Consider the following 26,402-nt stretch of genomic DNA (forward strand, 5'->3'; position numbering starts at 1 on the left):
TCCCGGTGGGCCGGGGGTGTTAGATTCGGCCCATGCCCGCGGTGCGGGTACCCAACTCACTCCCAGGGGAAAAGGATGCTCATCCGTCGTACCTCTCTGGCGGCGGCCGTTGCCGTTGCCACGCTCGGCCTGCTGGCCGCCGGCCCGGCCTTCGCCGACTACGCCAAGCCGCCGGAACACCTGCTCAAGGTACTCAAGGCGCCGCCGCCGCCGGCACCGAACATCGACCCCAGCGGCCAGCGCCTGCTGCTGACCACCGCGCAGACCTATCCGTCCATTACCCGCGTGGCCCAGCCGTACCTGAAGCTGGCCGGCGTGCGCCTGGAACCGAAGAACCGCAGCCGCCACGACACCCCCGGCGGCTATGGCATTCCGGCCTGCGTGGCCGACTTCACCCTGGTCGAGATCGCCAGCGGCAAGAGCAACAAGGTCAACCTGCCACAGGGCTGCGCCACTGGCGCGCTGTGGTCGGCCGACGGCAACCATTTCGCCTTCCAGAACGCGGTTGATACCAGCGTGCAGCTGTGGGTGGGCGACGCCGCTACCGGCCAGGTGAAGCAGGTGCCGAATGTGCAGCTGAACCCGATCTTCGGGTACACCGTGCAGTGGCTGGGTGGCAGCCAGAGCCTGCTGGTGAAGCTGGTACCTGCCAACCAAGGGCCGGCGCCGTCCAACGGCGGCGTACCGACCGGTCCGGATGCGCAGGAATCGCTGGGCAGCAGCGGCGAGAGCAGCACCTATGAAGCGCGCGACACGCTGACCAGCGTGCATGACGAAAAGCTGTTCGCCTATTACGGTGCCTCGCAGCTGGCGGTGGTCGATGCCGCAGCCGGCAGCGTGCGCCCGGTCGGGCAGCCGGCACTGTTCAACGAAGTCAGTGCCGCCCCCGATGGCGTGCACGTGCTGACCGAAACGATCAAGGCGCCGTACTCGCATGCGGTGACCTACCAGCGCTTCGCCAATGACGTGGCGGTGCTGGACGCCAGCAATGGCCGCAGCACGCCGATTGCCAGCCTGCCGCTGGCCGACCGCGTGCCGGTGCACGGCGTACCTGAAGGTCCGCGTGGCTTCGACTGGCGCGCCACCGACCCGGCCACCCTGATCTATGCCGAAGCGCTGGACAAGGGCGACTGGAAGGTCAGCGTGCCGCACCGCGACCGCGTGCTGACGCTGAAGGCGCCGTTTACCGGCAAGCCGGTCGAGATCACCCGCACCGCGCAGCGCTTCGAAGGTTTCGCGTGGACCGCCGACCCGGCCGTGGCGTTCCAGTACGAGAACGACGAGAACCGGCACTGGGTGCAGACCCGCATCGTTGATGTGGACCAGCCGAAGAAGGAGGGCCGTCTGCTGTGGGACATGTCCAGTGACGAGCTGTACGGCAACCCCGGCAACCTGGTTTACAGGCGTCTTCCCAATGGTGCACAGGTCGTGCGCCAGGAAGGCAGCTTCGTGTTCCTCAGCGGCCGTGGCGCATCGCCACAGGGCGACCGTCCGTTCCTGGACCGCCTGGACCTTGGTTCGCTTAAGAGCGAGCGCCTGTTCCGCAGCAGTGCCGACGCCTACGAGCAGTTCCTCGGCTTCAGCAGCGCGCCGGGTCGCTACCTGACGTGGCACCAGTCGGTGATCGATCCGCCGAATGCCTTCATCCGCCAGCAGGGTGAGGCGGTGGCCGATGCGAAGACCGGTGAGGCGCAGTTCGCGTCCACCGCGACCGCGTTGACCAAGCTGGTCGACCCGACCCCGGAAGTGCGGAAGATCCAGAAACGCCTGGTGACCTACAAGCGTGCCGATGGCGTGGACCTGTCGTTCACCCTGTACACGCCGCCGGGCTACAAGGAAGGCCAGCGCGTGCCGGCGATCCTGTACGCGTACCCGGCCGACTTCGCCAACGCCGCACAGGCCGGCCAGGTATCCGGTTCGCAGCAGACCTTCACCCGTCTGCAGCCATACCGCCTGATGCTGCTGGCCGGCTACGCGATCATCGACAACGCCTCGTTCCCGATCGTGGGTGACCCGAAGAACGCCTACGACACCTATCTGGAACAGCTGGAAGCCGACGCCAAGGCGGCGGTGGACAAGGCGGTGGAGCTGGGCGTGGTCGACCGCAACCGCATCGGCGTGACCGGCCACAGCCATGGTGGCCTGATGACCGCCAACCTGATCGCCCACACCAACCTGTTCAAGGCCGGCGTGGCAACCAGTGGCTCGTACAACAAGACCTTCACTCCGTTCGGCTTCCAGAACGAACGCCGTTCGGTGTGGCAGGCGCAGGACGTGTACCTGAAGGCCTCGCCGTTCTTCTACGCCGACAAGATCAAGCTGCCGCTGCTGCTGGTCCATGGCGAGGACGATGCCAACCCGGGCACCGAGCCGTTCCAGTCGCGCAAGCTGTACCAGGCGATCCGTGGCAATGGTGGCACCACCCGCCTGGTGATGCTGCCGAACGAGCCGCACTGGTACACCGCGCTGGAATCGAACGAGCAGCTGGTCTATGAAATGCTCAACTGGTTCGACACTTACGTGAAGAACGCGAAGTAATCCGGCAAGGCCGCCCTCCAGGGCGGCCTTTCTGTTTCAGCCGTCGTCTCCAGGTATCCCACTGTGGGTGTTGCGTAACCATCTGTGATGCAGGCATGGACCGGCCACAAAGCTGCGGTACGCTTCGCGTCTGATGTCCGCTACGGGTTCGCTCCATGAAGGCCTTCATCCTCGCCGTATCGCTGTCGATGTCCGTTGTTCCGGTCGCTGCATTCGCCCAGCCGCTGCCGGCTGAGCTGACAGCGTTGGGCATCACCCCCGGGATGCCCTATACCAAGGCCAAGCGACTGCTTGATGCTGCAGGGTGGCAGGCGAGCCCGCCACGCGATGCGCCCGAAGCACTGGAGGGTTTCCCGGAAGTGGGCTGCCAGAAGGGCGGCAGCAACTGCAGCACTACCTTCGCCAAGGATGGGCAGCAGGTCGCTCTGCAGGTGGGAACCACATTGGCGGGTCAGCCCTTCGTGCAGGGCGGCCGCTGAGCGCGACGCGCGCTCATCCCAGCGGCAGGTTATCCAGTGCACGCGACATCCGATCATGCAGGTCGCGCACGCGTTCGGCCTTGGCATCCACGCGTCGCTCATCGCCGAAGCTGCGCACATAGGCGCATGCAGCAAAGCCGGCGCTTTTCCTTTCGTATTCGGCGATCCAGGCCAGACGGTCGGGGTTGCTGGCCTGCTCGGACGACCAGGCCGCCACCGGTGGACGGATGCGCGCGATGATGCCAAGCCGCCACGGTTTAGGTGTCAGCCGCGCACGGAAGCAATGCTGCAGCGTGCACATGCGTGCATACAACGTGTCGGTGCCCAATGCCTTGAAGAAGGCATGCACCTGCGCATCCTGTGGTTCGAACGTGGCATGCATCGCCAGCACGCGCAGCCCGGCCGGGGTGCGGTAGGCACGCAGATGCCAGTCGGGATGGTGTTCGACGAACGCCTGTACGCGCTGCAGCGCGAGGCCTTCGACGCCACCGGACCGGGCCAGCCGGCGCTTGCGCCGCCCCGACATGATCTGGTTGACCACCACCATCGCGATGCCGCCGGCCGCCAGGCCGATGTTGAAGTTGCCCAATGCAACGCCGATCAGTGCGCCGGCTGCCAGCAGCCCGAGTGCGCCGAACAGCGGCAATGCGCAGCCTGATGGAGTGGGCACGTGGTCGATGTCCGCAAACAGGACGTCGGGGGTGTTCAGGCACAACGCGCCGTAGCTGTTGCGGGTGACGATGACATCATCCCTGCGCTGCACGATCTGCTCGCGGATCGGGATGCCTTCGACACCGTAGTTGGTCCGTCGCTCGCGACGCGGCAGGGCCTGGCCGCTGAGGATGTCATCAAGCGCTTCGCGTGCACGCGCATCGGCGTGGGCCTGCGCGGCATCCTGGTCTTCGTCGGACCAGCCAAACCGGCGAACCACCACCGGCCGGCCCCTGTACCTGTCCTGCATACGGGCTTCGGCCCAGAACGCTGGAACGATCATCATCCTGTCTTCCCCTTGCTTCCATGGCGGCCGCTCGCCGCGAGTCTGGCACAGCAGGGGAGGGCGTTGCACGATACGGCAGCGCATGCGCCGGCACGGTGATAGATTGCGCGCTTCGCGTGCACTCCACCAAGGACGGAGCCATGTTCGTGTCGTTGCGTCGCCTGCTTGCCCTGGCCCTCGGCGGGGTGGTCGGCACTGCCCAGGCGGCTGCGCCGGGACCTGAAATCCTGATCACCGATGCCACCCGCTTCTACGCGCTGTACGAGGTTGCCCGTGGCAAGCCCAGCGTGGCCCAGCTGGAGCAGTATCTGGCACAGGGCACGCCGAGCCTGGCCCAGTTCGCGAAGCTGCGCCGGGTGACTGCCGAGCGCATGGCCGAAGCAATGGCGCGTGAGCCTGCGGTGTATGCGAATGGGCGGGCCTGCCTGGCGGAGTTGCCGGCGGTGCGGCAGCGACTGGTGCAGGTGTTCGCCAACCTGCAGGCGATCTATCCGCAGGCGAAGTTCCCGCCGGTAGCGATCGTGGTGGGGCGCGGCAAACCGGTGGGCATGACGTACCCGAACGGGGTGGTGATCGGCCTGGAAGCGCTGTGTGCGGCCGATTTCATGAATGCCAACGCGCAGGACCGCTTCGTACACGTGATCGCGCATGAGTATGTGCATATCCAGCAGACCGGCGTGAGCGAGTACGAAGCAGGCGACCCGCGCGCGACGGTACTGCGCGAGTCGTTGGGCGAAGGTATCGCCGAGTTCATCGCCGAGCTGATCTCCGGCAACGTCGGCAACGGCCGGCATGCCGGGTGGACACGGGGCAAGGAAGTGCATATCGAAAGCGCGTTCGCGCTGGATATGGACAGCACCGATCTGAAGCCCTGGTTGTACAACCACACGCCGGGTTCGCAGGAGCCCTACGACCTCGGTTACTGGGTGGGCTATCGCATCGCCAAGGCGTATTACCTGCAGGCCGACAACAAGCGCGATGCTGTGCGCGCGCTGATCCAGCAGGACAACCCGAAGGCGATCCTGGAGGCCAGTGGCTGGACGCCGGGGATGTGGATGCCGGCCAAGGTGACCGGTGTAGCGGCAAGGGCGGCTGCATCGGCAAAATGACCATTCGCAGGCCGCGCTAGACTGCCCAGGTCGACAGCGGAGGATGCGCATGCACAGGATGACTTCAACGGCTTGGCTAGCGGCTGGTCTGCTCATGGCAGTGCTGGCCACGCCAGCGATGGCGCAGGCGGCCAGCAATCCGCTGCTGACCAGGCCGGTCGAACAGCTGCAACCGGACGAGGTGCGTTTCATGCAGCAGCGCCTGTCCGACTGGCCGCAACTGCAGAAGTACCGCGCGGCCAATGCCGTGTTGCCAGCGCCACTGGCCGGCCAGCCACGCGTGGTGTTTTTTGGCGATTCGATCACCGAAGGCTGGGGCGCGGAAGGTAGCAGTACCTTCTTCCCCGGCAAGGGATACATCAATCGTGGCATCAGCGGGCAGACCACCGCGCAGATGCTGGTGCGCTTTTCGCAGGATGTGCTGGCGCTGCGCCCGAATGTGGTGGTGATACTGGCCGGCACCAATGACATCGCCGGCAACACCGGTCCGGCCACGCAGGCGATGATCGAGGACAACCTGCAGGCCATGCTGGATCTGGCGAAGGCGCATGGCATCGCGGTGGTGCTGGCGTCGGTGTTGCCGGTCAGCGAGTACCCGTGGATGCCGGGCATCACGCCTGCGCCCAAGGTGCGTGCATTGAATGCTGCGCTGAAGCGCCATGCCGATGCACGGGGTCTGGTCTATCTCGACTACTACGCAGCGATGGCCAATCGTGCCGGTGGATTGGATGCGCAGTTGGCAACCGATGGCGTGCACCCGACGGCAAAGGGCTATGCGCTGATGGCACCGCTGGCCGAGGCAGCGATCAAGCGCGCGCAGGCAAACGCGCCCAAGCGCTGAGACAGGGTCGTGCCGGCCGCTGGCCGGCAACCTCAATCTGCATGGCGAACAGATTGCCGGCCAGCGGCCGGCACTACCCTATCGCCAGTTCCGCCAGCAGCCACTCACAGAACCGCATCACCAGCGGATCGCGGGCGCTGTCCTCGTGCAGCAACCAGCTCCAGCGCGGTCCGCGCACATAGGCCTCATCCAGCGGCTGCAGCAGGCCCTGCGCGCGCGCCGGTGCGGCCAGCAGTTCGCTGACCAGTGCGATGCCCAGGCCCTGGCACGCGGCATCCAACAGTTGTCCTGGCTCGGAGAAATTCAGGCCTTCGCGTTGCTGGCCGACATCCACGCCGCCCTGCACCTGCCACTGGCTCCAGTCCATTTCGCGCTCGCCGTGCAGGGTGCTGCGCTCGGCAACAGGTAGCGCCAGCACGCTGGGGTGGCAGGCCGGATACAGCCGGTCCTGCAGCAGCACGCGATGCTCGCAATGGGCCTGTGCCTGCAGATCATCGCGAACGCTGATGTCCAGCGCCTGCGCGGTCATGTCCGGCGCCTCTTCGCTGGTCAGCAACCACAGATCGGTCTGTGGATGCTGGCGGCGGAAGTCGCCCAGCCGCGGTACCAGCCAGTGGCGCGCGAAGGCGGGGCTGGTGTTGACGATCAGTTGATTCGGCTTGCGATACTGATCGAGCCGACGGATGCCACTGGCCAGCTGCCGCAGCAGCGACTGCGTGGTTTCCAGCAGGTCGATGCCCGCATCAGTGAGCGTCACGCTGCGTCCCTGGCGGAAGAACAGCGGCTGTTCCAGGGAGTCCTCCAGCCCGCGGATCTGCTGGCTGATGGCAGACTGGCTTAGGTGCAGTTCTTCGGCCGCACGATGGAAGCTGCTGAGCCGGGCGGCAGCCTCGAAGCCGCGCAGGGCATTCAACGGGGGCCAATGCTTGAGCATGATTGATAAGTCTGGCTGATCGTATTGTCGCTGAATCTATCGTTTGTTCTCGTCCATCCGCAAGGGCAACATGGATCTGTCGCGCATCAGTCGGTGCGCTTGAATTGATCAGCTGGACTTCACGGTCCGCCTCTGGAGCCTGTCATGTCTACCCGACGCCATTTCATCACCCAACTCGCCGCAACCGCCGGCCTGGGCGGCCTGGCCGCGCTGGGTCTGACCGGACTGCCCGCCCGCGCCCGTGCCGCTGCACCGGCCGGGTGGCAGATGCCCGACGAGCACGGTCCGCAGGAACGCGTGTTCCTGGCCTTCGCTGCACAGTCGCGGGTATGGGGCGCGCAGGCCGATGCAGTGAACAATGCCGTCGCCCGGCTGGCGCGCACCATCGCCCGCCATCAGCCGGTCAGCGTGCTGTGCCGTCCTGCGCAGCGCCGGCAGGCGCAGGAGCGCTGCGGCAGTGACAACATCGAATTCCTCGACGTGGCGCTGGACGATATCTGGGTGCGCGACTACGGCGGCTGTTTCGTTACCGATGGCAAGGGTGGGCTCGGCCTGGTCGACTTCAACTTCAATGGCTGGGGCGGCAAGCAGAGTGCACGCAACGATGGCGCAGTAGCACCGTGGCTGGCGCAGATGACCGGCGCGACGCTGCTGGAAAGCGATCTGGTGGGCGAGGGCGGTGGCATCGAAGTCGATGGCCACGGCACCGCGATCCTGACCGAAAGCTGCTGGGTGAACCGCAACCGCAATCCGGGTTGGTCACGCGCGGATATCGAAGCGGAATTGAAACACCACCTGGGCCTGCGCAAGGTGATCTGGTTGCCCGGCATCGCTGGCGAAGACATCACCGATGCGCATGTGGATTTCTACGCCCGCTTCGTGCGCCCGGGTGTGGTGATCGCCAACTTGGACAACGACCCGGAGTCCTACGATTACGACCTGACCCGCGAGCATCTGCAGATCCTGCGCGAGGCCACCGACGCCGACGGTCGCAGGTTGCAGGTGCATACGCTGCCGCCGCCGCTGGGCGGGCGCGACAATGTGCATACCCGTGACAATGATGATCTTGCCCGGGGCTACATCAATTACCTGCCGATCAACGGTGCGGTGATCGCACCGCAGTTTGGTGACGCGAAGGCGGATGGCTACTGCCGCGAACTGCTGGAAGACCTGTATCCCGGCCGCACCATCGAGCAGGTGGATATCGATGCGATCGCCGGCGGTGGTGGCGGCATCCATTGCGTGACCAAGAACATGCCGCGGGTCGGATAACGCGGCTCAGGCATCTTCCAGCTTCAATGCAGCGTCGGCAGCCAGCAGTGCCTCGGCTGCCGCACTCAGGGCCGGCGAGGGCGGAGCAACCACGCCGATCGATTCCATCATCTGCGGCATGCCGACGAACTGCCGCGCGCGGCGGTCGTAGATGCCGGTGATCAGCAGTGCACGCGTGGCGGTTTTCTGCTCCGGGCCGATCAGTACGCGCTGCTCCATGATGCCGCGTGTGCCGACCCAGCCGACCAGCCGCGTTTCCAGGGTGAAACGCTGGAACGGCTTCAGCTCGCGGCGGAACTGGATGGTGCCGGCGCCAACGATCGGCGCCCATTTCTCACGCAGCGCGACCTTGCCCAGCCCCATGCGCAGGATCAGGTCCAGCCGGCCCAGATCGAAGATGTTCCAGTAGCGGCCGTTGGTCATGTGTAGGTTGCTGTCCAGGTCGTTGGGCAGCACCCGGAAGGAGAGGCGCGAGACCCCGAATGGTGCGTCCAGCTTCGGTCGGAACAGGCTGCACAGCAGCAGGTGGAGCAGGCGGAACCAGAGATTCATGACTATGACGACTGTTATAGAACGGTCGATACGCTAGTCTATGACGACTGTCTTAGCAAGGATCCTGCCGTGAGCCCGCGATCTTCCGATGCCCCCCAGCGTGTGATCGATGCCGCGGCGCAGATGCTGGCGCGGGTGGGCCTCAATGCCACCAGCATCCGCGAAGTGACCAAGCTGGCCGAAGCGCCGTTGGGGTCCACGTATCACCACTTCCCGGGCGGCAAGCAGGAGCTGCTGGCGCGGGCCACCACGATGGCAGGCGACAAGGTGGAGGCGCTGCTGATCGAGCTGCTGAAGGGCGGTGCAGTGCCGGGGTTGCAGCAGTTCCTGGCGCTGTGGCGCGAGCGCCTGCTGCGCACCGGTTTTCGCGCAGGCTGCCCGGTGCTGGCGGCGGCCGTCGAGGAGCCGGTAGAGGCCACGCCCAGCCAGCCGCGTGCGGCGGCCGCCGAAGTGTTCGTGCGCTGGCAGGGCCACCTGGTCACTGCCTTCATCGCCGACGGCCACGAACCTGCGGCGGCGAACGGGCTGGCCAGCCTGGTGATCGCCAGCGTAGAAGGAGCGGTGGCGATGAGCCGCGCGCTGCAGGACATTGCCCCGTTCGATCAGGTGGCGGCGCAGTTGTTGAAGGCGGCTGCACCACCCGCTTGAATCACCCGCGTCGGGAGACGCATCGCGAGTCCTGATTGGTTGCCACGATGGACTGGTTGCAATGTCGCCGCCTCCATCGTCGCCCTGCATTGCAGCATCCGGCACGCATGTGAGTTGGCAGGCAGCGGCCTCGATTCGTGGTTACAATCCGCCAACCATCACCCGCGTGCCAGGCAAGGATGTCCGCATGCTGCATCATCTCTCTTTAGGGGTTCGAGATCTGGAGGCTGCTGGTCGCTTCTATGACGCAGTGCTCGCAGCGCTTGGGTATCGGCGTGTCTTCGAAGACGACACCGCGATCGGCTATGGCCTGGTCGATGATGAGGACCTGCTCTGCCTGAAGCTGCGCGACGATGCGGCGGCGCCGGGACCTGGCTTCCATCTGGCGTTGGCGGCAACCACGCGCGCGGCTGTTGATGCCTTCCATCGTGCTGCGTTGGCAACCGGAGGCCAGGACAACGGACCTGCTGGCCTGCGCCCGGATTACGGCGACCGTTACTACGCCGCGTTCGTGATCGATCCTGACGGCCATCGCATCGAGGCGGTGACCAAGGCGGCGATATGAGCAACGGACGCCCGCCCGTTTCCATGCCGAGCAGCCGCAGCACTGAAGCGATGCACGCACGCCGGCAGCTGCAGCATCGTGGCTGGCCGCGGCTGCAGATGGCCGTGATTGTCGTGCTGACCGGTGCCGCCGGGTTCCTCGCCTCGCACGTGCTGCGCCTGGCGGGCATGGACGCGATGCTGCTGCGCTATCCACTGGCCGTGCTGATGGCCTATGGCGTGTTCCTGCTGCTGATGTGGATCTGGATCCGGTGGCGCTGGGATGCGGTGGCCGATGGGTTGGGTTCCGGGCCCGGCGGCGGTGGCAGCCAGGGATCGCCGTGGAGCGGCAGCGGCGGACATTCCGGCGGTGGTGGCGCGTCCGCCTCGTGGGGTGAATCCGCAGCGTCCTCCAGCACGAGTGCCGACAGCACGTCGTTGCTGGACGTAGCCGACGGCGAGGCCGGTCTGCCGCTGCTGGCCATTCTCGGGATCATCGCGCTGGTGGCTACGGTGCTCCTGGCCAGTGTCTGGGTGGTGTGGTCGGCGCCGGTGCTGATGGCCGAGCTGCTGGTGGATGCGGCCATCGCCGGCGGTCTGTACAAGCGGATGCAGGGCATGCAGGCGCAGGGGTGGTGGCGGCTGTGCCTGTCCCATACGATCTGGCCGCTGCTCGGCCTGCTGGTGTTCTTCGCCGCGCTGGGCTGGCTTGCGCAGGAGCTGGCGCCGGATGCGGTCAGCCTGATGCAGGTGTTCAAGGCGTTGTAGCAGGATCTGCCACGACGTTGAATTTCAATCAAACGCAAGGAGAAGCGCATGGATGTCGCTGCACGCAGTAACAGGAAGTTCGTTCGTTGGTTGATGGTGGCGATGCTCGCGCTGTTGATGCCCTTTGCGGTGATGGCCCAGTCGGGACCCACAGCGGCCCCGCCCACAACGGAGGCGGCCGCAGAAGAAGCCCAATGCCGCGCCTGCACCTATGAACGCATCGGGCACAAGGTCGACATCGGCCTGGTGGCCTTGGTGTCGCTGCTGGTGGTTGGCCTGCTGGTGGCCATTTCCCGCGAGTGGGGCACCACCTCACAGCGCTGGACCTGCCGCACGATGACGCTGCTGTTGGTGGGGCTGGGGCTGGCTCTTCTGTGGTGGGCAGGCAGCATCATCTACCTCGGCTACAACCCCTGGCAGGAGGACGCCGCTTCGCTGGATGCTGCGTTGACCTCTACGCTGCTCAGCACGTCGCCTAAGTGGCTGGCAGGGCTGTTGATGATGGGCTTCGCGCCCACGGTGTGGCGGCGCAGCGAGCGCCTGCCGTCCTGGCGCATTGCGTGATCTCGGGAGCGCCGGGCCATGCCCGGCGCTCCTGTACCGAGTCAGTCAAAGCGCCAGCGCACGCCCGCATACACGCCGCGGCCTTCGCCGGGCGTGGAGCGCGCCACGTCCTTGCCGGCATCGTTGTAACCGGGGGTGACGGTGGCGGCGTAATCGCGGTCACCGATGTTGCGCATTTCCGCCCACAGCTGCCAGCGGCCGCCCGGTGCGTCGTAACCGATGCGGCTGCCGAAGATGACGTGGCTGTCGGCCCAGTAGCTGTTGGCATAGTCCACTGCGATGCGCGAGGAATACTCGGTGTTCAGTGCTGCATACAGGCCCGAGGCGTGGTCGAAGCGGAGCTCGGCCTGGTACGCATGGCGCGGCAGACCTGGCAGGCGGTTGCTGCCGAAGCGCGTGTCATGCCGATAGCGGAAATCGCTGAAGGTATAGGCCTGGCGTAACGACAAACGGCCTGGTGCGGCCTGCCACAAGGTGCTGTCCAGTCCGGCCTCGATGCCACGGTGCACGGTGGGGCTGGCGTTGTTCTCGGCGATGAACAGGTTCGGCACTGGTTGCAGTTCCACACTCAGCAGTTCGTGGTTCACCTGCGCGTAGTAACCGGTCAGTTCCCAGCGGCCCAGCGCGGCGTCGCCGCGTGCACCCAGTTCCAGCGTGGTGGCGGTCTGGTTCTGCATCGGCACCGGCGCGCGCTGGCGGCCGCTGGACGGGCCATTGCCCGCGCCGAAGTACTGGTTGGAGCCCCAGATCATCGACCACGGATGAGGCGCTTCTACCGAACGACTGAGGTTGCCGAACCACTGCGTCTGTGGCGTCTGCTGCCAGGTGAAGCCCAGGCGCGGCGCGTAGTCCCAGTCGTGTTCGCGCAGGCGGCCACCATTGCTCGGCCAGGTGACCTGCACATCGCGGCGGGTGTTGATCAGCGCAAAACCGGTCTGCACGCGCAGGCGCTCATTCACGGCCAGGTTGTTGCCGATATGAAGCGTGCTGTCGGTGCCATGGTGGCGGAAATCGCGCGTGCGGGTGCCGGCGGCATAACCGTTGTTGGCAAAGCGCAGCGACTCGCGCACATCGGCATCCAGGTCATGGGTAACGCGCAGGCCGATGGTGGTTTCGCTGTCCAGGCCGAACAGCGTGTGCCGGCGGCGGTAGTCCAGCGTGGCGTTGAGGTTGGCGTAGTCCAGCTGCTGGCGGTACAGGCTTTCGTTCAAGTCCATCGGATACTTGTGATAGACCAGCCCCGCCTGCAGCGACGAATCCTCATCGATCTGCAGCGTGGTGACATTGCCTACCCAGGTGCTGCCCGGTTGCGGGCGGCGCGCATCGATGGCCAGGTTGGCCGGGTTCGCCGCGCGCGGATCGTTGCGGATCTGCTCGCGGGTCAGGCGCCCGGGTGTTTCGTGGTTGGTTTCGCGGTAGCGCACGAAGAAGCGGGTCTGCAGATCGGGGGTGATCTGCCAGCCGATGTTGGCCATCGCGCCCTTGCCATCGCCAGAGGCATGCCGCTGATAGCCGTCGAATTCGGTATCGGTATAGGCCAGGAAGTAATCGACGTCGCCGCTGACGCCGCCCCAGCTGAGGCCGCGCTTCTGGTAGCCACGGCTGCCGGCTTCGTAGTGCAACTGCACGCCGGCCGAGTCGCGGCCACTGCGGCTGATGTAGTCGATGGCGCCGCCCAGCGCCAGCGCGCCGCGTTCGAAGCCGTTCGCCCCGCGCAGGACCTCAACGCGCGACAGCCACAGCGGTTCCAGCAGTTCGTAAGGCGTGCCGCCTGGGCCGGTCAGCGGCAGGCCGTCGATCGATACCGCGATGCCGGAAGCATGCGCGCCCGGGCCGCGGTTGATACCCGAGCCACGGATCGACACCTTGGTGCCTTCGTTGCCCGGCGACTGCGCGCTGATGCCCGGCTGGTAGGCCAGCACATCGGCGCTGCTGGCCAGGCGGCTGTCCGCCTTGGCCACGTCGATGACGTTGCTGGCGCCCGGGACGCGCTTCAGCGTCTCGCGCGCCTGGGCGCTGGCATCGGCGGCAGTGACCTGCACGGCATCGAGGGTGGTGGCCTGTGGGGCGGCGTGGGCGGTGGTGGCGAGGCCAAGCATGACGGCCAGCGACAGCGGCGAGAGGGTGGGGCGATACGGCAGGAAGGGCATGCGGACAGTCTGTAAACCAAAAAATAGTCGCGAAAGTTAACAGGTCGAGTGCAGTACGTCACCCACCGGGTGCGTATGGGCCGCGCGATACGTGTAGAGCCGAGCCCATGCTCGGCTGCTCTTGGCACCGGAGACGAGCGTGGCTCGGCGCTACAGCGGCTGTTTCGCCAATCTCTTCGACTTCTTGTACAGGGCCTCGGCGATCTCTTTTTCGCCCAGCGCTGCATGGCATTCGGCCAGGCTGTCCCAGGCATTGGGCGAGGTGGGATACAGCGCGGTATTGAGGGTGAAGACCTTCAGTGCGGGTCGATCACCCAGATTGTTGCGGATCGCGTAGCCGGTTGCGTTGATGGCCCGTTCCAGCTCATTGGAAGGAATGCCACTGCTCTCGCGCAGCCATGCACGCAGGGTGCCTTCACTGCCGCTGTCGCTGCTCAAGGCGTAGCCGATCAAGCGTTCGGACAGTGCCGCGTGTGGAAACTCGCCCGGCGCAGCCACCGCCATCGTGCTTTCCACCAGCGTGCTCGACCAGACATTGCGGGCGCTGCCGTTGGTCAGGTACACGAACACCCAGTAACCGCTGGCCAGCGTGCCCTTGTAGGCCAGCCGTGCACGCACGCGGGTGCCGCCATCGTGGCCGACCTGGGTGTAGCCGTCGCTGCGGATGGTGTCCCAGCCGGCGGAGAAGAAATTGCTGCCGCCACCGGTCAGCTTCTGCGGCTGCCAGAGTCTTTCCAGCGTTGCCGTGCGCAGCAGCTTGCCGGTCGCCAGCGCCTGCAGGAAGCGGTTCATGTCACCCACGGTGGTCTGCAGGTCGGCATGGCCCCAGCCGTAGTTCGGCCAGGGATCTTCATTGGCCGGCTGCAGTTGGCCGTCCTTGCCGATGTAAGGCACGGCTGCGCGCTGCGCCGGCAGGCTGGCCGTGCCCCACGAGGTACTGGGCATCTTCAGCGGCTGCAGGATGCGTTCGCGCGCGATGGCCGGATAGGGCTGGCCGTAATGGGTTTCCAACAACGCGGTCAGTACCAGGTAGTTGGTCTGGGTGTACTGCACACGGCTGCCGGGTGCGAACTGCATTGGCGCCGCAGCGGCGACCTTCAGTGCGGCGGCAAGATCGGGTGCGAGGCCGTTGTAGCCCTTGCTCACCCAGTGTTCGCCCTTGCGGTCGTAGTACTCGGCGATGCCGGAACTGTGATTGAGGAAATCGCGCAGGCGTATCTCCTGCCACGCGATGGGCAGGCCTGGAACATAGCGGCTGGCCGGTGCATCAAGATCCACCTTGTCCTGGTCCACCAGCTGCATTACCAGCGTGCTGGTGAGCAGTTTCGCTACCGACTGCGCGGCGAAGATGGAATCGATGGTGGCGGGCGCATGCGTGGACGGGTCGCGTTCGCCGCTGGTGCCCTGGTAGAGCACCGAGCCGTTGTGCGCGACCAGCACTGCCTGCCCGGCGATGCCGTAGCGCTCGCGGTTGGCCTGCAGTTGTGCGTCGAGCTGCGTGGTGAGCTCGCCTGGAACGTCACGCGCCGAAGCGGGCAGGGCGATGGCCAGGGCACAGAGCAATAGGGCAGCAAGCGTGCGGTACATCGCGGTGTTCCGTCAGCGGCGATGGCGCATCTTGGTCACGGTGGGGGATAGGGTCAAGCGGGGAGGGCTGTGCCGACCAAGGTCGGCATCTACCAAAGTCATAGCGCATCAGGCGGTGCCGGCCAGCGGCCGGCACTACCCCAGGATTGGATCAGCCCAGAATTCCCGGCAGATCCAGCCCCTTCTCCTTCGCGCACTCAATCGCGATCTCATACCCCGCATCGGCATGGCGCATCACGCCCGTCGCCGGGTCGTTCCACAGCACGCGTGCAATCCGCTTGGCCGCCGCTTCGGTGCCATCGCAGACGATCACCATGCCGGCGTGCTGCGAGAAACCCATGCCGACGCCGCCGCCATGGTGCAGCGACACCCAGGTCGCACCGCTCGCGGTGTTGAGCAGGGCGTTCAGCAGCGGCCAGTCGGACACTGCATCGGAACCGTCGGCCATCGCTTCGGTTTCGCGGTTCGGCGAGGCCACGCTGCCGCTGTCCAGATGGTCGCGGCCGATCACCACCGGTGCCTTCAGCTCACCGTTGGCCACCATTTCGTTGAAGGCCAGACCCAGTCGATCGCGATCACCCAGGCCGACCCAGCAGATACGCGCCGGCAGGCCCTGGAACTTGATCTTCTCGGCGGCCATGTCCAGCCAGCGGTGCAGGTGCGGGTTGTCCGGAATCAGCTCCTTCACCTTGGCATCGGTCTTGGCGATGTCTTCCGGGTCGCCGCTCAGCGCCGCCCAACGGAACGGGCCGATACCACGGCAGAACAGCGGGCGGATGTAGGCCGGCACGAAACCCGGGAAATCAAACGCGTCCTCGACACCTTCTTCCAGCGCCATCTGCCGCAGGTTGTTGCCGTAGTCCACGGTCGGCACGCCCAGTGAGTGGAAGCCGAGCATGGCGCGGATGTGGTTGGCCATCGACGCACGCGCGGCCTTTTCCACTTCCTTCGGCGCGGTTACGCGCTTGGCATCCCACTCTTCCACCGTCCAGTCCTGCGGCAGGTAGCCGTTGACCGGGTCGTGCGCGGAGGTCTGGTCGGTCAGCAGGTCCGGCTTCACGCCGCGGATCAGCAGTTCGTCCAGCACGTCGGCGACATTGCCGAGCAGGCCGACCGACAGCGGTTTCTTGGCCGTGCACGATTCCTCGATCAGGCGCAGTGCCTCGTCCAGGTTGTCGGTCCAGGTGTCCAGGTAGCCGGTGCGCAGGCGCATTTCGATGCTGCTCTTGCGGCATTCCACCGCCAGGCACGAGGCGCCGGCCATCACTGCGGCCAGCGGCTGCGCGCCACCCATGCCACCCAGCCCGCCGGTGAACAGCCACTTGCCGGCCAGGCTGCCGTTGTAGTGCTGGCGGCCCATTTCCACGAAGGTTTCGTAGGTGCCCTGCACGATGCCCTGCGCGCCGATGTAGATCCAGCTGCCGGCCGTCATCTGGCCATACATCGCCAGGCCCTTCTTATCCAGTTCGTTGAAGTGGTCCCAGTTGGCCCAGCGCGGCACCAGGTTGGAATTGGCGATGAGCACGCGCGGTGCATCGGCATGGGTGCGGAACACGCCCACCGGCTTGCCAGACTGCACCAGCAGGGTCTGGTCGTCGTCCAGGCGCTTGAGGGTTTCGACGATGGCGTCGAAGCTCTCCCAATCGCGTGCAGCACGGCCGATGCCGCCGTACACCACCAGCTCCTGCGGGCGCTCGGCCACGTCCGGGTGCAGGTTGTTCATCAGCATGCGCAGCGGCGCTTCGGTCAGCCAGCTCTTGGCGGTGAGCGTGGTGCCGGTCGGTGCGGCGATGGTGCGGGACGGGTCGTTGCGGGTCATGCGGCGCTCCGGTTCGTAGCGAATTCAAGGCAGGCATTGAGCACCTGCGCCAGGGTGTGGCGCAGCGGTGCGGCGTGTTCAGGGTCGAGCGGGGTGGGCCAGCTGTGCTCGTCCACCTGGTCGGGTAGTGGCTCGTGCATGTAGCCGCGGCAAGCCAGTTCCATCTGCAGGCTGTGCACGCCACCGGCGATGCTGCTGTAGTGGCGGGTGATCCAGCCGCCCTTGAAGCGGCCATTGCGCACCTGGCTCATGCCGCTGATCTTCAGCAGGTTTTCCACCACATCGCTCAGCGCGTTGTCGCAGGAGGTGTCTGGTGCGCCGGACGGCCCGGCGGTGCCGAGGTTGAACTGCGGCAGCTCGCCATCGAACAGGTGTGGGATGTGCGAGCGGATCGAATGCGCGTCGTACACCACCACGGTGCCGTGGCGTGCACGCAGGCGTGCGATCTGCTTGGCCAGTGCATCGTGGTAGGGCGCGAAATACGTGTCGCGGCGGCGGGCGATCTCGGCGTCGTCCGGTTCGCGACCCGCGTGGTACAGCGGCTGGTTGTCGAAGGTGGTCAGCGGACACAGGCCGGTGGTGTTCTGGCCCGGGTACAGCGAGACACCGCTGGGGTCGCGGTTGAGGTCGATCACCGAGCGCGAGATCGCCGAACGCACGGTGGTAGCGCCCATGCCGCGCGCGAAGTCGTACAGCTCGTGCACCCACCAGTCGGCATCGCGCCGCGCCAGCCACGGCGAGTGGTAGTCGCCCATCAGTTCGTGCGGCAGTTCGCTGCCGGTATGCGGGAAGCTGACGATCAGCGGGGCATCGCCCTCGTGCACGGTCAGCCATTCGGGATGGGCATTCATGCCTGCGGTTCCACGGTCGGCAGCAGCTCGCCCAGACCATTGGCCAGTGCACCGCTGCGAACCAGATCGGTCGCGATCACCATGTCCGGATGGAAGTAGCGATCTTCTTCCAGCGTCGGCACCTGTGCACGCAGGGTGGCGCGCACGGATTCCAGCGCGGCGCTGGAGCGCAGCGGCGCATGGAAGTCGCAGCCCTGCGCGGCGGCCAGCAGCTCGATGCCGATCACGTTGGCCGCGTTCTCGGCCATCTGCATCAGCCGGCGTGCGCCGTGCGCGGCCATCGACACATGGTCTTCCTGGTTGGCCGACGTTGGGATCGAATCGACGCTGGCCGGGTAGGCGCGCTGCTTGTTTTCCGACACCAGCGCAGCGGCGGTCACCTGCGGAATCATGAAGCCGGAATTCAAACCAGGGCGCGGGGTCAGGAACGCCGGCAGGCCGGACAGCGCCGGGTCGACCAGCATCGCCAGGCGACGTTCGCTGATCGAGCCGATCTCGCACACCGCCATCGCCAGCATGTCAGCGGCAAAGGCCACCGGTTCGGCGTGGAAGTTGCCGCCGGACAGCGCCTCACCTGTATCGGTGAACACCAGCGGGTTGTCGGACACGCCATTGGCTTCGATTTCCAGCGTGGTCGCGGCCTGGCGCAGGATGTCCAGCGCCGCACCCATCACCTGCGGCTGGCAGCGCAGGCAGTACGGGTCCTGCACGCGCACGTCGTTGTCGCGGTGCGATTCGCGGATACCCGAGTCCTGCATCAGCGTGCGCAGCGTGGCGGCGGTGGCGATCTGCCCGCGCTGTCCGCGAAGGGCATGGATGCGCGGATCGAACGGCGTGTCCGAGCCCTTGGCCGCTTCCACCGACAGCGCGCCGGTGACCAGTGCGGCCTGGAACACGGTTTCGATCTCGAACAGGCCGGCCAGTGCGTACGCGGTGGAGAACTGGGTGCCGTTGAGCAGGGCCAGGCCTTCCTTCGCGCCCAGTTCCACCGGCTGCAGGCCGGCGCGTGCCAGTGCGTCCACGGCGGGCAGGCGCTCATCGCCAACGAAGGCCTCGCCGACGCCGATCATCACGCTGGCCAGGTGCGAGAGCGGCGCCAGGTCGCCCGAAGCACCGACCGAGCCCTGCGCCGGCACCACCGGCAGCACGCCCTTCACCAGCATGGCTTCCAGCAGCAGCAGCGTTTCCTCGCGCACGCCGGAAGCACCCTGGGCCAGGCTGACCAGCTTCAACGCCATCATCAGCCGCACCACATTCGCCGGCATCGGCTCGCCCACGCCCGCGGCATGCGAAAGCACGATGTTCCGCTGCAGGGTGGCCAGGTCCTCGCGTTCGATGCGCACGCTGGCCAGCTTGCCGAAACCGGTGTTGATGCCATACACCGGAGCGCCCTTGGCGACGATGGCAGCCACCGTTGCAGCGCTGGCGCGCACCGCCGGCAATGCGGCCGGGTCGAGCGACAGCGGCGCACCGCGATACGCCTGCCGCCACTGGGCGAGGGTGACATGGCCGGGGCGAAGAACCAGGGTGTTGCTCATGTGTTGCTCCAGGAGGCAGGCAGGTCGGGCTGTCCGCGCACCACGCGCGCGTGCAGCGGGTTGAATCCAATGCGATAGACCAGGTCAGCGGGGGCGTCGATGTCCCAGATGGCCAGGTCGCAGTCCATGCCGACGGCGAGGCGGCCGATGCGCTCGCCATGGCCCAGCGCGCGCGCCGCTTCACGGGTGAAGCCGGCGATGCATTCGTCCACGGTCAGGCGGAACAGGGTGGCGCCCATGTTCATCGCCAGCAGCGGGCTAGTCAGCGGCGAGGTGCCCGGGTTGCTGTCGGTGGCCAGTGCCAGCGGTACGCCGGCCGCGCGCAGCGCAGCGATCGGCGGCAGGGTGGTGTCGCGGGTGAAATAGAACGCGCCAGGCAGCAGCACGGCGACGGTGCCGGCGGCGGCCATCGCGGCAATGCCGGCGTCGTCCAGGTGTTCGATATGGTCGGCCGACAGCGCACCAAAACCGGCCGCCAGTTCGGCGCCATGCTGGTTGCTCAGCTGTTCGGCGTGGATCTTGATCGCCAGCCCGTGCGCGCGCGCGGCTTCGAAGACCTGGCGTGCCTGTGCCGGCGAGAACGCGATGTTCTCGCAGAAGATGTCCACGGCTTCGGCCAGGCCTTCGGCAGCGATGGCGGGGATCATCACCTCGCACACCTCGTCGGTGTATTCCTGTGCCTCGCGGCCCGGCGGCACCGCGTGCGCACCCAGGAAGGTCGGCACCACGTTCACCCGGCATTCTTCGCCCAGCGCGCGGGCCACCTGCAGCTGCTTGCGCTCGTCCTGCAGGGTCAGGCCGTAGCCGGACTTGATCTCGATGGTGGTCACGCCTTCGGCGCGCATCGCCAGCAGGCGAGGGCGGCTCTCGTGTGCCAACTGCTCTGGTGAGGCGGCGCGGGTGGCGCGTACCGTGGAAACAATGCCGCCGCCGGCACGGGCGATCTCGGCATAGCTCACACCCTGCAGGCGCTGCTCGAATTCGTTGGCACGGTTGCCGGCGTAGACCAGGTGGGTGTGGCAGTCGATCAGGCCCGGTGAGATCCAGCGGCCTTCGCCGTCGATGCGGGTGGTCGGCTGCAGGTGGGCATCGCTGCCGGCGTGGCCCACATGGACGATGCGGCCATCGGTGGTGGCCAGCACTGCATCGCGAAGGACACCCAACCCCTCGCCATCGAGGGTCATCAGGTGGACGTTGGACCAGAGGGTATCGACGTGCATGGCATCCACAACGCTGCTGTGCTTATATGTCTATACAATATAGGCGTCCAATTCGGGTTGTCCAGCCATGTCCGATTCGCGTTCCCCGCACTCCTTCCATGCCGCCCACGCCCTGCTGGCCGACGGCTGGGCCGCCGATGTCCGCCTGCAGGTGCAGGAAGGGCGCATCGCGGCGGTCACGCGCGGGCAGGCAGCGCAGGACGGCGATACCTGCGTGGACATCCTGGTGCCGGGCCTGCCGAACCTGCACAGCCACGCCTTCCAACGCGGCATGGCTGGGCTGACCGAGATCGGCGGCGGCGACGGCGACAGCTTCTGGAGCTGGCGCGAACTGATGTACCGCTTCCTGGCCCATCTGCGCCCGGACGCAGTGCAGGCCATCGCCGCCCAGGCCTATATGGAGATGCTGGAAAGCGGCTTCACCCGCGTCGGCGAATTCCACTACCTGCACCACGACGCCGACGGTCGCCCCTACGCCAACCGCGCCGAGATGAGCGTGCAGATTGCCGCGGCGGCCGAGCAGACCGGCATCGGCCTGACCCTGCTGCCGGTGTTCTATGCACACGCCGATTTCGGTGGGGCGCCGCCGAACCCGGCACAGCGCCGCCTCATCCATGACGTAGACGGATTCGCGCAGCTGCTCGATGGCGCCCGCACTGCGCTGGCCACGCTACCCGATGCGGTGCTCGGCATCGCACCGCACAGCCTGCGCGCGGTGACCGGCGACGAGCTGAGCGCGTTGCTGCCGCTGACCGACGGCCCTGTACACATCCATATCGCCGAGCAGGTGCGCGAGGTCGAGGCCTGCCTGGCATGGAGTGGGCAGCGACCGGTGCAGTGGCTGTACAACCATGCGCCGGTCGACGCGCGCTGGTGCCTGGTGCACGCCACCCACATCACCAACGACGAGCGTGCGCAGATGGTCGCCAGCAAGGCCGTGGCCGGCCTGTGCCCGATCACCGAGGCCAACCTGGGTGACGGCCTGTTCCCGATGCAGGCCTTCGCGCGCGAGGGCGGGCGCTTCGGCGTCGGCTCCGATTCCAACGTGCTGATCGATGCCGCAGAAGAGCTGCGCCTGCTGGAATACGGCCAGCGCCTGACGCTGCGGGGCCGCAACGTGTTGGCCCCGGATGCCGGCCGCAGCACCGGGCGCTTCCTGTTTGAAGGGGCACTGCAGGGCGGTGCACAGGCGCTGGGCGTGGCTGCCGGCCTGCAGGTAGGTGCCAGCGCAGACATGGTTGAACTGGATGCCGCGCACCCCGCGCTGCAGGCGCGACACGGTGACGCATGGCTTGACAGCTGGGTGTTCGCCGCACGTAATGGCGCGCTGCGATCGGTCTGGCGCCATGGCCGCCAGTGCGTGGCCGAGGGCCGACACCTGCAGCGCGAGGCCATCACCACCGCCTTCGCCGCTGCCCTGCGTGGCGTGCTGGGCTGATCGCCTCCCACCATCGAGACCCCACTACGTGAAGGCCAGCAAGTCCGCCACGCTCAACCAGCGCATCCGCAGCGACCTGGAAAGCCGCATCCTCAGCGGGGAGTGGGCGCCGGGCTTCCGTATTCCGTACGAGCACGAACTGATGGAGCAGTACGGTTGCTCGCGGATGACGGTGAACAAGGTACTGACGGCGCTGGCCGAGAGCGGCATGATCGAGCGCCGCCGCCGGGCGGGTTCTTTCGTGGCTCGGCAGCCACCACACCTGGAGCAGGTGGCGCTGGAGATCCCGGACATCGCCATGGAGGTTGGTTCGCGCGGGCATCAGTACGGCTACCGCCTGCTGCAGCGCGAACTGCGCTTGGCCGAGGCAGCAAATGCCGGTGAAGTTGAACTGGCGGGCAGTGAACAGCTGCTGGCGATGCGCTGCCTGCATCTGGCCGATGGCCGGCCGCTGGCGCTGGAGCATCGCCTGATCAGCCCGGTCGGCGTGCCCGAGGTGCTGGAGGTGGACTTCAGCACCACCGCGCCGGGCAGCTGGCTGCTGCAGAACGTGTCGTGGACGCGCGCCCAGCATCGCATCAGCGCCTGGGGCGCCGACGCGCCCACCGCCAAGCTGCTGGACGTGAAGCCCGGTACCGCCTGCCTGGTGATCGAGCGCCTGACCTGGCGCGGCGAACAGCCGATCACCCGCGTGCGTCAGATGTTCCTGGGGGATGCCTGGGACCTGGTCGCCCGCTTCTCGCCCGGGGCGCGATAGGGGCGAAGACACCGTTTTCCGTGGTGGTGCAGGTGCTATCGTCTTGCGCTCTGTCGTCGCGTGTGTACGATGTGTATGGTTCCTGCATGAAGAGCGGGGACCTTATCCGGGAGCTGGAAGCGGCGGGCTGGTCCTGCCGCCGGATCCGCGGATCCCATCATGTATTCGTGCATCCGCACCGGCCTCACATCATCACCGTTCCGCATCCCAAAAAGGATCTGGGAAAAGGGTTGGTACAGGCATTGCGGAAGCTTGCGGGACTGACGTAGGAAGCCCTCATGCGATATCCAGTCTTGATCGAGGCCGGCGATGAACGTACCGCGTGGAGCGTGATCGTGCCGGATCTGCCCGGCTGCTTCTCTGCTGCCGATACGCTCGACGATGCGTTGACGTCTGCTGAGGAAGCTGCACTGGGATGGATCGATGCCGCGCTGGATGCAGGCCGCCCGATTCCGCGCCCTTCATCGCCGCAGAAGATTGTTGCCGAGGCCGATGAAGCAACAGCGTGGATCCTCGCTTACATCTGCGTCGATCCTTCCTTGCTGGACGACACCATCGAGCGGGTCAATATAAGCCTGCCGCGCCGCATTCTTGCGCGCCTGGATGCGCAGGCCAAGGCGGCCGGCGAGTCGCGCTCAAGTTACATCGCGCATCTGGCGGCACAGGGCTGACGACGCAGCGGCCGAGCCTGGGTCCAGCGCCATACCCCTCAGCCCATCAATATGTCGCGCACTGCCGCCAGCGCACCGGCTCATCCACGCCGGGGCGGGCGTTGAGCTGCACGCGCACGTTGCGCAGGGCGGGGTAGCGCAGCACTTCCTGGCACACGCGTGGCCACACCGTTTCCAGTTCGCCGGTGCGGTTGATCGCCAGCGTCTGCCGGGTCAGCCAGACGCCGCTGGCGATGCCGGATTGCCCAGCCAGCGCGCGGGCCAGTTCAGCCTGGTAGCGGTCCAGCGTGGCAGTGTCGGGGTTGGGATTGCTACGCGCGTCGTCGGTGTTCTGCGGCGCGGTTGCGGGTGCGGCAGCCGCCTGAGCAGGTGCATCCGCGGCCTTGTTCGGCGCGGCGGACGTCGGCAACGGCTGTGCGGCCGGGGTAGCGACAGGCGCGACGGCGGGTGCCGGAGTCGGATCCGCTTGTTCGGTGCGCAGGCCCTGCAGGCCAAGCCCGACCAGCAAGCCCAGCGTCACTGAAGCCAGCGCAGCGATGGCGATGCGGCGCAACGCTTCATGACGGGCGATCGCGCGCACGCGGGTGTCAACATCGGTCGGCAGGTAGGGCTGCAGCAGCGGCCACAGACGCGGACCGTCGATCACTTCCACCGCCTGCTTCTCTGCGGCGGTCAGACCATCGCGCTCAACCCGGCCTTCGGTGATCAGCATGCCGCCCTTGGCGCCCGCCAGTCGCGCGGCAGCGCCCAGTTCGTTCACCGCAGCGGTGCCGATGCGATAGGCCAGGCCGTGCTTGCACGACACCCGCCAGTTGTTCGGGCCATCGCTGAGCAGGAAATCGCTGCTCGGCTCGCGGCTTTCCTCGCTCGGGTCCTGCAGTTCACGCAGGCCGCGCTGCTCGCGCAGCATGCGCTTGATCAGGGTGGAAAACTCGCGCCAGTGCATGCCCGCCAGGGCCTGCAGGCCCAGTTGCATTTCGGTACGTCGACGCTTGAACCACCACAGGTACACGGTGGCCAGGGTGCAGGTAAGCAGGGCCGACAGCAGGGCCAGAATCCAGGGAAGCATGCAGGGCGACGACGGAAGGGGCGAAAACGGAAGCCCACAGTGTAAAGGGCCGACCGGGCGATTGCGTCAGGGTGCTCCCGGCAGCAAGCGTGATGCAGCCCGCAGATCTGCACGCGCCAGACACGAAAAACCCGCCAATCCTGAAGCCGTGAGGGGAGGGAACAAACGGCAGCCGAAGCGATTGGCGGGTTCTACGCGATTGTCAACGAAAATTTATTGCGTTGCAACAAAGGCGGTTCAGGGCGTGCTGCCTGGCGACTGGTGGCTGCCCGGCGAGGGGGCATCGACGTCGGTGGAGGCGCGATGTTCCAGCTTGGCCAGGCGTGCGGTCAGCGCGTCGATACGTGCTTCCAGCGCGGTCACTTCATCGGCGGTCGGCACGTGCAGACGCTTGAGCACACCCTGCACCTGGTCATCGAACGCCTTGTTGACCTTGCCCCACGTTCCGGAGGCCTTCTCGCGCGCTTCGTCCAGCGAGTGCTCGACGTTGTCGCGCCAGCCCGGTTCCTGCTCGCCGCTACGCTCACGGCGGCGGGCCTCCCAGGCTTCGCCTTCCTTCACCAGGCCATCGAAGAATCGGCCTCCTTCTGCCTGCGCGCGCCCCAAGGCGCCAAGTCCGGCCAGCCAGACCTGCTGTGCCGAATCGCTCAGCTTGCGCGAAAAGCGTTCGGCCTGGTCGCCGAAGCCGGCATCGTCGTCGCGGCGGTCGTCATTCTCGTAACGGTTCATCGCACTTCCCGGGGGAGTTGGGCCTTCCCCCGAGAGTAGCGCGCGCCGACGTTGCTGGGCCGTGATGGCCGCAGCGCAGGTTCAGCCCAGCTTTTCCTTCAACACACGCTGGATCTCGCTTTCGACCATGCCCTTCATCGCCGACAGCAGGAAGCCCAGCTTGGCCGTCACCCGCACCGCGCCCGGCTGCAGCTCGATCGCACCGTCCACGCCGCTGCCGGAGAAGTTCAACACGTCGGCGGCCCACGACGACTTCAGGCCGAAGCGTTCGCCCAGCTTGGCGGCAACCTGTTCGATCGCTTCACGTGCCTGGGTGTCGGGCAGGGTATGGGCGTGGCGGACATCGATGGTGGACATGCAGGCTCCTGGCGCAGGGCGGGGATCAGTGAGAGGGCGAGCATTGTGCGCATCGACAGCGCCCACGCCAAGCGCTCATCGCAGGTTCTTCTTCGTGGGCGGCCAACCTGCTAGTCTGCGCCGCGTGCAGAACCTGCTAGTTCACTTCAGTCAACAACAACAGCCCGACCAGCCGCTACGGCCCGGGGTGCAGCGCATCGTGCGCCAGGCAAACGGCAGCGTGCGTCTGGGCGATGCCGGCAACGGCGCGCTGCTGCTCGCGCAGTTCTGCATGGACGACCGCGGCCTCTGGCTGCAGGTCGGCAACGGTATCCGCGGCATCCATGTGAACGGCCGTCCGGTTCGGCGCATGGCCCTGCTGCGGGCCGGTGACGCGGTATATGTGGACGGCGTGGAAATGGTCCTGCAGGGCGAGGTCGACACCCTGCTGCAGGCACCGGCGCCGGCTGCCAGCATCGAAGGCAACGGTGACGAGCAGCGCCTGCTGCGCGGTGTCGGTGGCCTGCATCACGGCCGCAGCTACCCCCTGTCGCGCACGCGGGTGATCGGCCGTGGCAGCGATGTCGACATCGAGATCGATGAGCCTGCCTTCGCCGAACAGCACGCGCGGGTGGAAGTACACGGCGAGCGGGTATTGCTGCGTGACCTGGGCAGTGCCGATGGCACCCGGGTCAACGGCGTAGCCGTGCGCCACTGCTGGCTGCAGGCTGGCGACCAGGTGGTTTTCGATGGCCAGCACCGGTTCGTGCTGGAAGTGCCGCACGACCCGCGCAGACGCCCGCCGCTGGCCGATGACGAAGGCAGCGACGAAGCCGAACAGGCGCCCGTGGTGCCGGTTGCTCCGCGTCGGGTGCGTCGCTGGCCCTGGCTGCTGGGCAGTGCGTTGCTGCTGGCAGCCGTGCTGAGCCTGCTGCTGTGGTTCGGCGCGCGCTGAGCCGCATCCGCCGGGCATGGCCCGGCGCTACCGGCCT

The 26,402-nt window shown here is 66.7% G+C and carries 26 protein-coding genes; 14 read left to right on the forward strand and 12 right to left on the reverse strand.

Annotation, left to right across the window (positions count from 1 at the left end; all coding sequences use genetic code 11):
* Positions 1 to 75 precede the first annotated feature (75 nt).
* Together QOL57_RS14475 and QOL57_RS14480 are read left to right on the forward strand one after the other, a co-directional pair.
* Complete coding sequence (locus QOL57_RS14475; protein WP_089236082.1) at positions 76 to 2,538, forward strand: prolyl oligopeptidase family serine peptidase; 2,463 nt, start codon at positions 76 to 78, stop codon at positions 2,536 to 2,538.
* 155 nt (positions 2,539 to 2,693) lie between these two features.
* On the forward strand, positions 2,694 to 3,017 hold the full coding sequence (locus tag QOL57_RS14480) for a hypothetical protein (RefSeq protein WP_089236081.1): 324 nt from the start codon (positions 2,694 to 2,696) through the stop codon (positions 3,015 to 3,017).
* Positions 3,018 to 3,030: 13 nt separating this feature from the next.
* On the opposite strand, the gene QOL57_RS14485 is transcribed toward QOL57_RS14480, so the two are convergent.
* Positions 3,031 to 4,014: a hypothetical protein gene (locus QOL57_RS14485; protein WP_089236080.1), complete on the reverse strand. Its 984-nt coding sequence runs from the start codon at positions 4,012 to 4,014 to the stop codon at positions 3,031 to 3,033.
* 140 nt (positions 4,015 to 4,154) lie between these two features.
* On the opposite strand from QOL57_RS14485, the gene QOL57_RS14490 reads away from it, so the two are divergent.
* Positions 4,155 to 5,123: a DUF2268 domain-containing putative Zn-dependent protease gene (locus QOL57_RS14490; protein ID WP_089236079.1), complete on the forward strand. Its 969-nt coding sequence runs from the start codon at positions 4,155 to 4,157 to the stop codon at positions 5,121 to 5,123.
* A gap of 94 nt (positions 5,124 to 5,217) precedes the next feature.
* Positions 5,218 to 5,964 carry an SGNH/GDSL hydrolase family protein gene (locus tag QOL57_RS14495; RefSeq protein WP_244900631.1) on the forward strand — a complete coding sequence of 249 codons (747 nt, stop codon included), beginning with the start codon at positions 5,218 to 5,220 and terminating at the stop codon, positions 5,962 to 5,964.
* 73 nt (positions 5,965 to 6,037) lie between these two features.
* Here the strand turns inward: QOL57_RS14495 and QOL57_RS14500 are convergent, their stop codons facing one another.
* On the reverse strand, positions 6,038 to 6,898 hold the full coding sequence (locus QOL57_RS14500; protein ID WP_089236077.1) for a LysR family transcriptional regulator: 861 nt from the start codon (positions 6,896 to 6,898) through the stop codon (positions 6,038 to 6,040).
* A gap of 144 nt (positions 6,899 to 7,042) precedes the next feature.
* Between QOL57_RS14500 and QOL57_RS14505 the strand changes: the two genes are divergently transcribed.
* Positions 7,043 to 8,170, forward strand: a complete 1,128-nt coding sequence (locus QOL57_RS14505) for an agmatine deiminase family protein (protein ID WP_089236076.1) — start codon at positions 7,043 to 7,045, stop codon at positions 8,168 to 8,170.
* 6 nt (positions 8,171 to 8,176) lie between these two features.
* Here the strand turns inward: QOL57_RS14505 and QOL57_RS14510 are convergent, their stop codons facing one another.
* Entirely contained in the window at positions 8,177 to 8,722 is a 546-nt protein-coding gene (locus tag QOL57_RS14510) for a thioesterase family protein (RefSeq protein ID WP_089236075.1), read from the reverse strand.
* Positions 8,723 to 8,791: 69 nt separating this feature from the next.
* Here QOL57_RS14510 and QOL57_RS14515 point away from each other — a divergent pair, with 69 nt between their 5' ends.
* The 4 genes from QOL57_RS14515 to QOL57_RS14530 all read left to right on the forward strand — a co-directional run bounded on the left by QOL57_RS14515 (position 8,792) and on the right by QOL57_RS14530 (position 11,245).
* Positions 8,792 to 9,370 (forward strand): TetR/AcrR family transcriptional regulator, encoded by a 579-nt coding sequence (locus QOL57_RS14515; RefSeq protein ID WP_089236074.1) that lies wholly within the window; start codon positions 8,792 to 8,794, stop codon positions 9,368 to 9,370.
* Positions 9,371 to 9,557: 187 nt separating this feature from the next.
* Positions 9,558 to 9,935, forward strand: a complete 378-nt coding sequence (locus QOL57_RS14520; RefSeq protein ID WP_089236073.1) for a VOC family protein — start codon at positions 9,558 to 9,560, stop codon at positions 9,933 to 9,935.
* On the forward strand, positions 9,932 to 10,681 hold the full coding sequence (locus QOL57_RS14525; RefSeq protein WP_089236072.1) for a hypothetical protein: 750 nt from the start codon (positions 9,932 to 9,934) through the stop codon (positions 10,679 to 10,681). The genes QOL57_RS14520 and QOL57_RS14525 overlap by 4 nt, the downstream gene beginning before the upstream one ends.
* A 48-nt stretch (positions 10,682 to 10,729) precedes the next feature.
* Positions 10,730 to 11,245 carry a hypothetical protein gene (locus QOL57_RS14530; RefSeq protein ID WP_089236071.1) on the forward strand — a complete coding sequence of 172 codons (516 nt, stop codon included), beginning with the start codon at positions 10,730 to 10,732 and terminating at the stop codon, positions 11,243 to 11,245.
* A gap of 41 nt (positions 11,246 to 11,286) precedes the next feature.
* On the opposite strand, the gene QOL57_RS14535 is transcribed toward QOL57_RS14530, so the two are convergent.
* The 6 genes from QOL57_RS14535 to hutI all read right to left on the reverse strand — a co-directional run bounded on the left by QOL57_RS14535 (position 11,287) and on the right by hutI (position 20,410).
* Positions 11,287 to 13,395, reverse strand: a complete 2,109-nt coding sequence (locus tag QOL57_RS14535; RefSeq protein WP_089236070.1) for a TonB-dependent receptor — start codon at positions 13,393 to 13,395, stop codon at positions 11,287 to 11,289.
* Between the two features lie 150 nt (positions 13,396 to 13,545).
* Complete coding sequence (locus QOL57_RS14540) at positions 13,546 to 14,982, reverse strand: serine hydrolase domain-containing protein (protein WP_089236069.1); 1,437 nt, start codon at positions 14,980 to 14,982, stop codon at positions 13,546 to 13,548.
* Positions 14,983 to 15,133: 151 nt separating this feature from the next.
* Positions 15,134 to 16,801 (reverse strand): urocanate hydratase, encoded by a 1,668-nt coding sequence (gene hutU, locus QOL57_RS14545; RefSeq protein ID WP_089236068.1) that lies wholly within the window; start codon positions 16,799 to 16,801, stop codon positions 15,134 to 15,136.
* Positions 16,798 to 17,652, reverse strand: coding sequence for an N-formylglutamate deformylase (gene hutG, locus QOL57_RS14550; protein WP_089236067.1), 855 nt, complete (start codon positions 17,650 to 17,652; stop codon positions 16,798 to 16,800). Before hutG ends, hutU begins: the two co-directional genes overlap by 4 nt.
* Positions 17,649 to 19,190: a histidine ammonia-lyase gene (gene hutH / locus QOL57_RS14555; RefSeq protein ID WP_089236066.1), complete on the reverse strand. Its 1,542-nt coding sequence runs from the start codon at positions 19,188 to 19,190 to the stop codon at positions 17,649 to 17,651. Before hutH ends, hutG begins: the two co-directional genes overlap by 4 nt.
* Positions 19,187 to 20,410 (reverse strand): imidazolonepropionase, encoded by a 1,224-nt coding sequence (gene hutI / locus QOL57_RS14560; protein ID WP_089238000.1) that lies wholly within the window; start codon positions 20,408 to 20,410, stop codon positions 19,187 to 19,189. Before hutI ends, hutH begins: the two co-directional genes overlap by 4 nt.
* A 67-nt stretch (positions 20,411 to 20,477) precedes the next feature.
* Between hutI and QOL57_RS14565 the strand changes: the two genes are divergently transcribed.
* The 4 genes from QOL57_RS14565 (at position 20,478) to QOL57_RS14580 (ending at position 23,276) form a co-directional block, all read left to right on the forward strand.
* A complete protein-coding gene (locus QOL57_RS14565) occupies positions 20,478 to 21,848 on the forward strand; it encodes a formimidoylglutamate deiminase (RefSeq protein ID WP_089236065.1) in 1,371 nt (456 codons plus the stop codon).
* A gap of 28 nt (positions 21,849 to 21,876) precedes the next feature.
* Entirely contained in the window at positions 21,877 to 22,605 is a 729-nt protein-coding gene (gene hutC, locus QOL57_RS14570) for a histidine utilization repressor (RefSeq protein WP_089236064.1), read from the forward strand.
* Between the two features lie 86 nt (positions 22,606 to 22,691).
* Complete coding sequence (locus tag QOL57_RS14575) at positions 22,692 to 22,874, forward strand: type II toxin-antitoxin system HicA family toxin (RefSeq protein WP_089236063.1); 183 nt, start codon at positions 22,692 to 22,694, stop codon at positions 22,872 to 22,874.
* Between the two features lie 9 nt (positions 22,875 to 22,883).
* Positions 22,884 to 23,276, forward strand: coding sequence for a type II toxin-antitoxin system HicB family antitoxin (locus tag QOL57_RS14580; protein ID WP_089236062.1), 393 nt, complete (start codon positions 22,884 to 22,886; stop codon positions 23,274 to 23,276).
* A 46-nt stretch (positions 23,277 to 23,322) separates the two neighbouring features.
* Here the strand turns inward: QOL57_RS14580 and QOL57_RS14585 are convergent, their stop codons facing one another.
* The 3 genes from QOL57_RS14585 to QOL57_RS14595 form a co-directional block, all read right to left on the reverse strand.
* Positions 23,323 to 24,345: a restriction endonuclease gene (locus QOL57_RS14585; protein WP_089236061.1), complete on the reverse strand. Its 1,023-nt coding sequence runs from the start codon at positions 24,343 to 24,345 to the stop codon at positions 23,323 to 23,325.
* Positions 24,346 to 24,582: 237 nt separating this feature from the next.
* A complete protein-coding gene (locus QOL57_RS14590; RefSeq protein ID WP_089236060.1) occupies positions 24,583 to 25,074 on the reverse strand; it encodes a phasin family protein in 492 nt (163 codons plus the stop codon).
* 81 nt (positions 25,075 to 25,155) lie between these two features.
* Positions 25,156 to 25,431 (reverse strand): polyhydroxyalkanoic acid system family protein, encoded by a 276-nt coding sequence (locus QOL57_RS14595; protein ID WP_025876985.1) that lies wholly within the window; start codon positions 25,429 to 25,431, stop codon positions 25,156 to 25,158.
* A gap of 124 nt (positions 25,432 to 25,555) precedes the next feature.
* Here QOL57_RS14595 and QOL57_RS14600 point away from each other — a divergent pair, with 124 nt between their 5' ends.
* On the forward strand, positions 25,556 to 26,365 hold the full coding sequence (locus QOL57_RS14600) for an FHA domain-containing protein (RefSeq protein ID WP_089236059.1): 810 nt from the start codon (positions 25,556 to 25,558) through the stop codon (positions 26,363 to 26,365).
* The last annotated feature ends 37 nt before the right edge of the window (positions 26,366 to 26,402 follow it).

Origin of the sequence: Stenotrophomonas sp. yr243, from assembly GCF_900184195.1 — a bacterium.
Lineage (GTDB): Bacteria > Pseudomonadota > Gammaproteobacteria > Xanthomonadales > Xanthomonadaceae > Stenotrophomonas > Stenotrophomonas lactitubi.